9 protein-coding genes are annotated in these 11,746 nt (G+C 65.4%); 8 read left to right on the forward strand and 1 reads right to left on the reverse strand.

Annotated elements, in window-relative coordinates; translation table 11 throughout:
• Nucleotides 1–145: 145 nt before the first annotated feature.
• Nucleotides 146–2,797: a nitrate reductase gene (locus EXZ48_RS14485; RefSeq protein WP_130516619.1), complete on the forward strand. Its 2,652-nt coding sequence runs from the start codon at nt 146–148 to the stop codon at nt 2,795–2,797.
• Between the two features lie 116 nt (nt 2,798–2,913).
• Here EXZ48_RS14485 and EXZ48_RS14490 read toward each other — a convergent pair whose 3' ends face one another.
• Entirely contained in the window at nt 2,914–3,960 is a 1,047-nt protein-coding gene (locus tag EXZ48_RS14490; RefSeq protein WP_023517188.1) for a LacI family DNA-binding transcriptional regulator, read from the reverse strand.
• A 296-nt stretch (nt 3,961–4,256) separates the two neighbouring features.
• On the opposite strand from EXZ48_RS14490, the gene EXZ48_RS14495 reads away from it, so the two are divergent.
• The 7 genes from EXZ48_RS14495 to EXZ48_RS14525 all read left to right on the forward strand — a co-directional run bounded on the left by EXZ48_RS14495 (nt 4,257) and on the right by EXZ48_RS14525 (nt 11,710).
• Nucleotides 4,257–5,591, forward strand: coding sequence for an ABC transporter substrate-binding protein (locus tag EXZ48_RS14495; RefSeq protein ID WP_037406593.1), 1,335 nt, complete (start codon nt 4,257–4,259; stop codon nt 5,589–5,591).
• Nucleotides 5,592–5,915: 324 nt separating this feature from the next.
• On the forward strand, nt 5,916–6,863 hold the full coding sequence (locus tag EXZ48_RS14500) for a carbohydrate ABC transporter permease (protein WP_050744356.1): 948 nt from the start codon (nt 5,916–5,918) through the stop codon (nt 6,861–6,863).
• Nucleotides 6,860–7,801 carry a carbohydrate ABC transporter permease gene (locus EXZ48_RS14505; protein ID WP_023516418.1) on the forward strand — a complete coding sequence of 314 codons (942 nt, stop codon included), beginning with the start codon at nt 6,860–6,862 and terminating at the stop codon, nt 7,799–7,801. Before EXZ48_RS14500 ends, EXZ48_RS14505 begins: the two co-directional genes overlap by 4 nt.
• The gene (locus EXZ48_RS14510; RefSeq protein ID WP_130516620.1) at nt 7,798–7,986 is read left to right on the forward strand and encodes a hypothetical protein; all 189 of its coding nucleotides are present in this window, start codon (nt 7,798–7,800) and stop codon (nt 7,984–7,986) included. The genes EXZ48_RS14505 and EXZ48_RS14510 overlap by 4 nt, the downstream gene beginning before the upstream one ends.
• A 4-nt stretch (nt 7,987–7,990) precedes the next feature.
• Entirely contained in the window at nt 7,991–9,088 is a 1,098-nt protein-coding gene (locus EXZ48_RS14515) for an ABC transporter ATP-binding protein (protein ID WP_130516621.1), read from the forward strand.
• Nucleotides 9,081–10,076 (forward strand): ABC transporter ATP-binding protein, encoded by a 996-nt coding sequence (locus EXZ48_RS14520; protein WP_130516622.1) that lies wholly within the window; start codon nt 9,081–9,083, stop codon nt 10,074–10,076. The genes EXZ48_RS14515 and EXZ48_RS14520 overlap by 8 nt, the downstream gene beginning before the upstream one ends.
• 14 nt (nt 10,077–10,090) lie before the next feature.
• The gene (locus EXZ48_RS14525; RefSeq protein ID WP_130516623.1) at nt 10,091–11,710 is read left to right on the forward strand and encodes a dihydroxyacetone kinase subunit DhaK; all 1,620 of its coding nucleotides are present in this window, start codon (nt 10,091–10,093) and stop codon (nt 11,708–11,710) included.
• The last annotated feature ends 36 nt before the right edge of the window (nt 11,711–11,746 follow it).

Consider the following 11,746-nt stretch of genomic DNA (forward strand, 5'->3'; position numbering starts at 1 on the left):
CCGGCTGCCGCCACCTTCTCCCCGTCGAGACGGGGAGAAGGCTGTTGGAGCACCGGCATTGCCACACCCTTCTTCTCCCCGCTTGCGGGGAGAAGGTCCCGGCAGGGGGATGAGGGGCGTGCGTCGCTCCCGGTAGGAGCCGCCCATGCCCGTTGAAACAAAGACCACCTGCCCCTATTGCGGCGTCGGCTGCGGGGTCATCGCAACGGTGGCCGACGACGGCGCCGTTTCCGTCAAGGGCGATCCCGACCATCCCGCGAACCACGGCCGGCTCTGCTCGAAAGGCTCGGCGCTCGCCGAGACGATCGACCTCGACGGCCGCGTCCTCCATCCCGAAATCGGCGGACGGCCATCGACATGGGATGAAGCACTCGACCTTGTCGCCGAGAAATTCACCGCGGCCATCGCCGAACACGGCCCCGATTCCGTCGCCTTCTACGTCTCCGGCCAGTTGCTGACGGAAGACTACTACGTCGCCAACAAGCTGATGAAGGGCTTTGTCGGCTCGGCCAATATCGACACCAATTCGCGGCTCTGCATGTCCTCCTCCGTCGCCGGCCATCGCCGCGCTTTCGGCTCGGATACCGTGCCGGGAACCTACGAGGATCTGGAACTGGCCGACCTCGTCATCCTGACGGGCTCGAACCTCGCCTGGTGCCATCCGGTGCTCTACCAGCGGCTGGCGGCGGCAAAGGCGAAGCGGCCGGGCCTCAAGGTGGTGGTCATCGATCCGCGGCGCACCATGACGGCCGATATCGCCGACCTGCACCTTGCCATACGGCCGGATACCGACGTCGCGCTCTTCGCCGGCCTGTTCTCCCACCTCGTGCAGAACGGCGCGGTGGACCAGAACTTCGTTGCGGCCCATACGGCCGGCTTCGCCGAGACCTTTGCAGCAACAGTCTCTTTCGCCGAGGTGCTGGAACACACCGGCCTGCCGGCCATGCAACTTCGCGAATTCTACCGGCTGTTCGCGGCGACGGAAAAGGTCGTCACCTGTTACAGCCAGGGCGTCAACCAGTCTTCGTCGGGCACCGACAAGGTCAACGCCATCCTCAATTGCCACCTCGCCACCGGCCGCATAGGCCGGCCGGGCATGGGGCCGTTTTCGCTGACCGGCCAGCCGAACGCCATGGGTGGGCGCGAGGTCGGTGGGCTCGCCAACATGCTCGCCGCCCATATGGCGATCGAGAATGCCTGTCATCGCGACCGCGTGCAGCGCTTCTGGCAGGCGCCGCGCATCGCCGAAAGGCCGGGGCTGAAGGCGGTCGAGCTGTTCCAGGCGGTTGGCGACGGCCGCATCAAGGCGCTCTGGATCATGGCGACGAATCCGGTCGTCTCGATGCCGGATGCCGATGCCGTCGCGGCGGCGCTAAAAACCTGTCCCTTCGTCGTTGTTTCCGATATTCTGCGCGAGACGGACACCGCCCGCCACGCCCATGTGCTGCTGCCCTCGCTCGGCTGGGGCGAGAAGAACGGCACCGTCACCAATTCCGAACGCCGCATCTCCCGCCAGCGTGATTTTCTGCCAGCGCCGGGCGCGGCGCGGGCGGACTGGTGGCAGCTCGCCGCGGTCGCCCGGCGCATGGGCTTTGCGAAAGCCTTCGCTTACGAAATGCCGGCGGCGATCTTCGCCGAGCATGCCGCGCTCTCCGCCTTCGAGAACCAAGGCAGCCGTGATTTCGACATCGGCGCCCATGCCGGCATCGAGGGGGCGGCCTATGAGGCGCTTGTCCCCTTCCAATGGCCGCAGCCCCTCGGAAGCGGGCCAGCGGAAACCCGCTTCTTTGCCGCTGGCGGCTTCTATCACCCGGACGGCAAGGCCCGCTTCATCGCGGTCGCGCCCGCCGCCGCGGACCGCACGGACGCCGCCTATCCCTTCACGCTCAACACCGGCCGCATCCGCGACCAGTGGCACACCATGACGCGCACGGGCAAAAGCGCCCGCCTCTGCGCCCATATCGCCGAGCCCTTTGCCGAACTCCATCCGCGCGATGCGCTGGAGATCGGCGTCGTGCCGGCCGGCCTCGTCGAGATCGAAAGCCCGTTGGGCAGGGCGGTGGTGCGCGCCCTCGTCACCGATCGCCAGGCGCGCGGCAGCCTTTTTGCGCCGATGCACTGGAACGACCAGTATGCGGCGAAAGCCCGTATCGACGCCCTCGTACCGCCGGTGACGGATAAAGTTTCAGGCCAGCCGGCCTCTAAAAACGTCGCCGTCGCCGCCCGCCCGTTCAAGGCGGCGCTGTATGGCTTTGCCGTGTCGCGGGCGAAACCCGAAGGGATCGATGCCGCCTATTGGGCGCTGGCCAGGGCCGAGGGCGGCTGGCGGCTGGAGCTTGCCTTCGAAACCCCCATGGAGGACTGGGCCGCCTGGTGCCGCCGCACCTTTGTCGTTCCCCCCGGTATCGAGCCGCTGGGTTATGCCGACCGGCAGACCGGCGAAATCCGGCTCGCCTTCTTCGACGGGCCGCGCCTCCTGGCCGCCTTCTTCCTGGCAAAGGAGCCGGTGGCGGTGGCGCGCAACTGGGCGATCGCAGAACTCTCCGCCGAACACACGAACCTGCGCAAGCGCTTCGCCCTCGTCGCGGGACGGCCGGGGGCGGACAAGCCGGATCCCGGCGCCACCGTCTGCGCCTGTTTCGGCGTCGGCGTCAACCAGATCGTGGCTGCAGTGCGCGGAGGGTGCCACAGCGTCGAGGCAGTCGGCACGGCGCTGAATGCCGGCACGAACTGCGGCTCCTGCCGCGGCGAAATCCGCGGCATCATCGACGGATGCCTTGCCGCGGCGGCAGAGTAGCGCTGGAAGGCCTAGCAGCGGCAAGGCGGCAGCTTGTGAAATGCAAGCGTCGCCACGCTCACCTTCTCCCCGCGGGGGAGAAGGGAAGGCGGCATCGTCCTGCCCCATGTGCCCCGTCAGAACCCCGCCGCCGTCTGCAACTGAAGATTCTCCTTCAGCAGGACCTCGATGCGGATGCGCTCCTGCGAGGCCAAGAGTTCGCGGTGGTCGGCGCGGGCGCGCATGATGCGCAGTGCGCTGCGCACGGCATGGCCGGGATCCTGGGCGATCACGGCGTCGATGCGCTCGTCGAGCAGCGCCTGTTCGCTGAACGGCGTGTGTTCGTGCGCGACGACGGTGAGGGGGCGGGCGCCTTGCGCGTTCCAGACGGCGGTCAGCGGCACGCGCGCTTCCGAACTCAGCACGTAGACGGCGATGGTATCGGGATTGTGCTGCAAGGTGCGCTGGATGATGAGGTCGGCGCGTTTTTCGTCGGCATAGGTCTCCAGCGACGGCAGGCTTTGCAGGTGCGGGAACTGGGCGTTGATGATGCTGTCGAAGCCGAGGCGGCGCTGGATGCTGTCGAGCGCCATCATGGTTTCGGCAACGACCATGATCTTGCCCGGCCGCGCGCCGATGAAGCGGCCGGCGATCTTGCCCGCCGTCGCGCCGGCGGCAAAATTGTCGATGCCGACATAATCGGCGCTTTCCAGCCGTTCCTGACCGGAGAGGAACTGCACGACCTTGACGTCGCGCTCGACGAGCCGCACCAGCGCGTCGCGCACCTGGGGCGATTCCGGCGCCATGACGGCAACGCCGTCCACCGCATCGTGGTCGATGACCGTCAGATATTTGGCGACATGGTGCGGGTCGCTCATCGGGATCCGCACGGCCTCGACCTCGATCGAATCGGCGCGCAGCGCCTCCTTGGCCTCGCCGACGCGGGCGATGAGTTCCGTCAGGTACTGGTCGCCGGAGGTCGGCAGCACGAAGCGGAAGCGATAGGTCTTGTTGCGCGCCAGCGCGACGGCCGCGGGATTGCGGACGAAACCGATGCGCTCGATCGCCTCGGCCACCCGCTTTGCCGCCTTGGGACTGACATTCGGGCGCTCGTTGAGGACGCGGTCGACGGTCGCGAGGCTGACGCCTGCGGCTTCTGCCAGGTCTTTTGCGGTTGGCCGCATTCTCCGCTCTCTTTCATGATGCCGGCGCGATGCCGGGCACGACGGCGTAATCCCTGATGCGATTTCTCTAACAAAGCCAAGCGAAAAGCAAGAATTGAAGTGCGCACCTCAAAAATCGCTTGCATTGAGGTGCGCACCTCAATATGACTCCTGACGCGGCTTGCAGGAGGAAAATGCGTGCCGCAGAGGCGGCGCGGAGGAGACAGGCCCGCCGGGAAGTCATTCCGCGTCATGTGCCCGCAACGGGCGTTTTCAGCCTTCCGATGGCTCGGGAGGCGAGGGAGGAGGGTCCCGCCATGAAATTTCGCAACGTAAAAACATTGGCCGCTTTCGGTGCGCTTCTGGCCGCCGGCGTCGCAACGACCGGTCAGGCGAGCGCCAAGGACTTGACGCTGTGCTGGGCCGCCTGGGATCCGGCGAACGCGCTCGTCGAGCTCAGCAAGGATTTCGAGGCCAAGAGCGGCGTCACCATGAAATTCGAGTTCGTGCCGTGGCCGAATTTTGCCGACCGCATGCTCAACGAGCTGAATTCCGGCGGCAAGCTCTGCGATCTCATGATCGGCGACAGCCAGTGGATCGGCGGCGCCGCGGAGAACGGCCAATATGTCAAGCTCAACGATTTCTTCGACAAGGAAGGGATCAAGATGAGCGACTTCATCCCGGCGACCGTCGTCGGTTATGCCGAATGGCCGAAAAACTCGCCGAACTACTGGGCGCTGCCGGCCTTCGGCGACGTCGTCGGCTGGAGCTACCGCAAGGACTGGTTCGCCCGTCCGGAATTGCAGGCCGAATTCAAGGAGAAGTACGGCCGCGAGCTCGCGGTGCCGAAAACGTTCGGCGAATTGAAGGACATCGCGCAGTTCTTCCAGAAGCGCGAGATCGACGGCAAAACCGTCTATGGCGCGGCGATCTATACGGAGCGCGGCTCCGAGGGCATCACCATGGGCGTCATGGATGTGCTCTATAGCTTCGGCTTCAAATACGAAAACCCGGAAAAGCCCTATGAGCTGGAGGGCTACGTCAACTCCGCCGAGGCGGTGAAGGGGCTGGAGTTCTACAAGGAACTCTACGATTGCTGCACGCCGCCCGGCCATTCCGACGCCTATATGTCGGAGGACATCGACGCCTACAAATCCGGCCAGGTCGCACTGCACATGAACTTCGCCTTCACCTGGCCGGGCATCCATGCCGACGCCAATGTCGGCGGCGAAAAGTCGGGTTATTTCCCGAACCCGGCCGGGCCTGACGGTGTCGCCTATGCCCAGCTCGGCGGCCAGGGCATCTCGGTCGTCTCCTCCTCGGAAAAGCAGGAGGATGCGCTCGCCTATATCAAGTGGTTCGCGCAGCCGGACATCCAGCAGAAGTGGTGGGAGATGGGCGGCTATTCGGCGCTGCTGAAGGTGGTCGAGGACCCGAAGTTCGCCACCAGCCAGCCCTATGCGCAGACCTTCCTCGATTCCATGGCGATCGTGCAGGATTTCTGGGCGGAGCCGGCCTATGCCTCGCTGCTCCAGGCGGCGCAGAAACGCTTCCACGACTATGTCGTCGCCGGCCAGGGTTCGTCCAAGGATGCGCTCGATGGTCTGGTCAAGGACTGGACGCAGGTGTTTGACGACGAAGGCAAGTACTGACGCCATCGGGTGGTCGCTCGCCTAGGGATGGAAACGCTGCCCCATCCCCTTCTCCCCGGCGGGGGGAAGGTGCCGGCAGGCGGATGAGGGGAGATCGACGGCGTCAAAAATCGGAGTGATCCGTCGGCGCCCCCCTCATCCGACCCTTCGGGCCACCTTCTCCCCGCGGGGGAGAAGGGAGAGCGGCACCGTATTGCATCACCGCCGATCGCCTTCATACTCCGCCCTGTACCCGCGCCTCCCAGCGGGCCACGGCGCGGCCGGAGCCGGGAATGTTCCCCCGGCTCTGTCGCCGCTCAGTCGAAAAATATTAGGGGAATACCCATGCTGAAATCCTCCGTGGACCGGGTCGCCGAGGCGACGCCGCATTCCATCGCCAGACGCATGCACGGCCTGTCCGACCGCGCGCTCGCCTGGCTCTTCGTCGCCCCGTCGATCGTGCTCCTGCTGGCGGTCAACATCTTCCCGCTCATCTGGACCATCCGGCTGAGTTTCACCAATTTCCGCGTCAACCGGCCGAATGCCGAGGTCGAGTTCGTCGGCCTGAAGAACTACCTGAACATCCTGTCGGACCGCGACATCTGGCTGACCATGCAGGCGACGGCGCATTTTCTGATCTGGACCATCGTGCTACAGGTGCTGATCGGTTTCGCGCTCGCCTATCTCATCAACAAGAAATTCCGCGGCAACGATCTGTGGACCACCATCATCGTGCTGCCGATGATGCTGAGCCCGGCCGTGGTCGGCAATTTCTGGACCTTTTTGTACCAGCCGCAGATCGGCCTGTTCAATTACGCGGTCGGCTTCCTCACCGGCGCGGACCCCTCCAGCTTCTCGATGATCGGCGACGTCAAACTGGCGCCCTGGGCGATCATCATCGTCGATACCTGGATGTGGACGCCCTTCGTCATGCTGATCTGCCTTGCGGGCCTGCGCTCCATTCCCGGCAGCATCTATGAGGCCGCCGAATGCGACCGCGCCAGCAAGTGGCGGCAGTTCTGGACGATCACCATCCCGCTCGTCCTGCCCTTCCTGATGCTCGCCGTCTTGTTCCGCGGCATCGAGAACTTCAAGATGTTCGACCTCGTCGTGCAACTGACAGGCGGCGGCCCCGGCTCGATCACCGAACTCACCTCGATCAACCTCAAGCGCGAGGCCTTCGAGAAGTGGCGCACCGGCTATGCCTCGGCCTACGCCGTCATCCTCTTCGTCACGGTCTTCGGCCTCGCCTCGATCTATGTCAAAGCGCTCAACAAGGTGAAACAACGATGAGCAGCTATTCCGTCACCGAGCCGTCGCTGCGGCAGAAATGGGTCGCAGGCATCCTGGTCGTCGGCTATGCGCTGATCACCATCCTGCCCTTGGTCTGGATCATCGGCACCAGCTTCAAGACCCCCTCCGACGCCATCGCCTATCCGCCCAAGACGTTCTTCACGCCGACGGTCGAGGGTTACGTCAACGTCTTCACCACGCGCACCCGGCTGTCGCCCGAACAGTTGCAGGCGCTGGGCGAACCCACAACCTGGTACGACAAGCTGGTGCGCAAGGACGGGCTCGTCATTTCCGGCCCCTCGCGTTTTGCCGAACGGTTCACCAATTCCGTCATCATCGGCTTCGGCTCGACGGTGCTGTGTATCGTGCTCGGCACGGCTGCGGCCTATGCCTTCTCGCGCTTCAAGGTGCCGCTGAAGGACGATCTCCTGTTCTTCATCCTCTCCACCCGCATGATGCCGCCCATCGCCGTCGCCATCCCGATCTTCCTGATGTTCCGCTCGCTCGGCCTCAGCGACACCCATGCCGGCATGATCCTGCTCTATACGGCGGTGAACCTGTCGCTCTCCGTCTGGCTGCTGAAAGGCTTCATCGACGAGATCCCCGTCGAATACGAGGAGGCGGCGCTGATCGACGGCTACACCCGCTTCCAGGCCTTCTACAAGGTCGTGCTGCCGCAGGCGGCGACGGGCATCGCCTCCACCGCGATCTTCTGCCTGATCTTCGCCTGGAACGAATATGCCTTCGCCGTTTTGTTGACATCTGGCAACGCCCAGACGGCACCGCCCTTCATTCCCACCATCATCGGCGTCAGCGGCCAGGATTGGCCCGCCGTCGCCGCCGGCGCGACGCTCTTCCTCGTGCCGGTCATGGTGTTCACCATCCTTCTGCGCAAACATCTGCTGCGCGGCATCACCTTCGGAGCAGTCCGCAAATGACACGATTTTTCAACGGCCTCCTGCATTTTCGGCGCAGCGCCTGGGAAATGCTGGCCTCGGTGCTGATCGCCGCGGGCGTCACCATGCTCATGCAGCCCTTCGCGCTCGCGCTCTATTCCTGGTCCTTCGTCATAACCCTGCTGGGCACGGTGATGTTCATCATCGTCAGCCATTTTCCGGAGTAGGCCCATGGCGCAAATCAGGATCCAGAACGTGCGCAAGGAATTCGGCGCCTTCACCGCCGTGCGCTCCTCCTCCTTCACCATTGAGGACGGCGAGTTCTTCATGCTGCTCGGCCCCTCCGGCTGCGGCAAGACGACGACGCTGCGCATGATGGCCGGCCTCGAACTGCCGACCTCGGGCGAAATCTTCATCGACGGCGAGGAAGTCGGCATGAAGCCGGCGAGCCAGCGCGACATCGCCTTCGTCTTCCAGATGTTCGCGCTCTACCCGCACATGAACGTACGCAAGAACATCTCCTATCCGCTGGTCAGCCAAGGCATGAAGCGCGAGGAGGTGAAGACCCGCGTTGCCGAGGTCGCCCGCATCCTCAAGATCGAGCATATCCTCGAAAAACCCGTCGGCGGGCTCTCGGGCGGCGACCGCCAGCGCGTGGCGCTCGGCAGGGCCATCGTGCGCCGGCCAAAAGCCTTCTTCATGGACGAGCCGCTCGGCGCGCTCGACGCCGAATTCCGCGAGCACATGGCGGAAGAACTGCGCGCGCTGCACGACCGCATGGGCGCAACCACCGTCTATGTCACGCACGACCAGCTCGAAGCCATGCAGATGGGCGACAAGATCGTCGTGATGAACCACGGCGTCGTCGAACAGTTCGGCAAGCCGCAGCAGATCTACGACTGGCCGGCGACGAAATTCGTCGCCCAGTTCATCGGTTCGCCCTCGATGAATTTCCTCGATTTCGAAGGCATGATCGGCATCGGTGGCACCAGCGTCGATCTCGGTGGCGTCAGGATGACCGTGCCTGCCGCGCGGGAGGGCCGCGCCGGCCGCCTGACGCTCGGCGTGCGCCCGGAACATGTAAAATTCCGCGACGATGCGTCTTATCGCGGCCGGGTCAGCGCCGTCGAATATCTCGGCACGACGCAGATCGTCACGCTCTCGACGGGGCACGGCGAGCTGAAGGCGCGCATTTCCTCCGGCCATAGGGTGCGCGAGGACGAGCTGGTCGGCCTCGATTTCGACGCGCGAACCCTCTCGCTGTTCGATGCGGAAAGCGGCAAGGCCCTCCTGTCAGAGGGCAATGAAGGAGTGCTGGCCCATGGCTGAGATCGTGCTTGAAAACGTCACGAAACGCTTCGGCGACACCGTCGCGCTCGACAATGTCTCGCTGACGGTGCCGGACGGCTCCTTCGTCGTGCTGCTCGGCCCGACGGGCGCGGGCAAGACGACCACGCTGCGCATGGTCTCCGGCCTCGATGCGCCCGACAGCGGCGAGGTCTTCATCGACGGCCGGCCGATGAAGGGCCTGTCGCCGGCCGAGCGCAATGTCGCCATGGTGTTTCAGCAATATTCGCTCTATCCGCACCTCACCGTCCGCCAGAACCTGGAGTTCCCGCTGAAATCCCCGCTGCTGAAGACGCCGCGTGCGGCGATCGACCGGAAGGTCCGGGAGGTCGCCGAGGTCCTGCAAATCGCCCACAAGCTGGAGAACAAGGCGACGGCGCTTTCGGGCGGCGAAATGCAGCGCGTCTCCATCGGCCGCGCGCTGGTGCGCAATCCGGAAATTTTCCTGATGGACGAGCCGCTGAGTTCGCTCGACGCGAAACTTAGGGCGGACCTGCGCATCGAATTGAAGCGCATCCAGGCGAAGTCGGGTGCGACGCTGCTCTATGTCACCCACGACCAGATCGAGGCGATGACCATGGCGACCCATGTCGGCGTGCTGAACGAGGGCAGGCTGGTGCAGTTCGGCTCGCCGCGCGAGGTTTATGAGCAGCCCGTCAGCATCTATGCCGCCACCCGCCTCGGCCAGCCGCGCATCAACGTGCTGCCGGCCGATCTCTTTGCCGGCGCGCCGGCGGGGGCGAAGAACATCGGCCTTCGCCCGGAGCATATATCGCAAGGGGAAGGGGAGGAGGCGCTGGTCAAGCGCGTCGAGCATCTCGGCGACCAGACCCGCCTGCACCTCACCTTCAAGCGGCACGACCTCATCACCGTCACCGACGCCCAGACGCCGCTTCGGGGCGGCGAGACCATAAAAATCCAACCGTCGCGGCCGCTCTATTTCGACGCCGCCGGCATGCGTTTAGCTTAGGGAGAACAACAACCATGGCGCAATTCATCAACAAGCGCGAAGACGTCGTCACCGAGGCGATCGACGGGGTGCTGGCCCTTTCCGGCGGGGCGCTGACCCGGCTCGACGGCTATCCGCATATCCGCGTCGTCCTGCGCAGCGACTGGGACAAGTCGAAGGTGGCGATCGTCTCCGGCGGCGGCTCGGGCCACGAGCCCGCCCATGTCGGCTTCGTCGGCAAGGGCATGCTGACTGCCGCCGTCTGCGGCGACGTCTTTGCCTCGCCGAGCGTCGACGCCGTGCTCGCCGGCATTCTGGCGGTCACCGGCCCCGCCGGATGTCTCCTCATCGTCAAGAACTACACCGGCGACCGCCTCAATTTCGGCCTTGCCGCCGAGCGCGCCCGCGCCTTCGGCCTCAACGTCTCGATGGTCATCGTCGGCGACGACATCGCGCTGCCCGACCTGCCGCAGGCCCGCGGCGTCGCGGGCACGCTCTTCGTGCACAAGATCGCCGGCGCGCTCGCCGAACAGGGCGCCGACCTCGACACGGTCACGAAAGCCGCCAGGCACGTCATCACCGGCACGCGCTCCATCGGTATGTCGCTCGATACCTGCCGCGTGCCCGGCTCGCCGAAGGAGGACCGCATTCCCGACGGCAAGGCTGAACTCGGCCTCGGCATCCATGGTGAGGCGGGCGTCGAGCAGATCGACTTCACCGGTGCCCGCGCCGCCGTCGCCACCATGGTCGAGCGGCTCGCCGCCGTCATGGGCGAGGGGCCGCATGTCGCGCTGATCAACAATCTCGGCGGCGCCTCGGTGGTGGAAATGTCGGTGCTCGCCCATGACCTCCTCGGCTCTTCCATCGGTGCAAAGATCACCCACGCCATCGGCCCCGCGCCGCTGATGACCTCGCTCGACATGCAGGGTTTTTCGATCTCCGTCTTCCCCGTCGACGCGGCCGAGCTGGAACTCCTGAAAACCCCCGTGCCGATCGCTGCCTGGCCCGGCGTTTCGGAAATCCGGCCGATCGCCATCGCCGCCCTGCCGGACGGCCTGACGCCAATCACGCCGATGGCCTCGCACCACGAAGCGACCCGCGCCTTCGTCATCGATTGCTGCAATGTCCTCATCGCCGCCGAACAGGACCTCAACGCCCTCGACGCCAAATCCGGCGACGGCGACACCGGCTCGACGCTGGCCGGCGCCGCCCGCGCGCTGATCAGCGCCATCGACCGTCTGCCGCTCTCCGACCACACGCAGCTCCTGCGCGCCATCGGCCAGGAGCTGAGCCAGACGATGGGCGGCTCCTCCGGCGTGCTGCTCGCCATCTTCTTCGCCGCCGCCGGTGACGGCGCCTCCAGCGGCCTGCCGATGCGCGAGGCGTTGCGCGCGGGCCTTGCCCGCATGCAGGAGATCGGCGGCGCGCATATCGGCGACCGCACCATGGTCGATGCGCTCTCCCCGGCGCTCGAAGCGCTCGGCGAGAGTGTTGCCGCCGCTGCGGGTGCGGCAAGGCAGGGCGCGAACTTCACCGCGACGCTGACGCGGGCGAAGGCCGGGCGGGCGGCCTACATCAATGCGAAGCAGTTGGAGGGCCATGTCGATCCGGGTGCGGAGGCGGTTGCCCGGCTGTTCGAGCATCTGGCGGCTTGAAAGCATTCCGTCATGTAAAAAAGGCCGGAGGATTTC

The organism is Shinella sp. JR1-6, assembly GCF_004284735.1.
GTDB lineage: Bacteria > Pseudomonadota > Alphaproteobacteria > Rhizobiales > Rhizobiaceae > Shinella.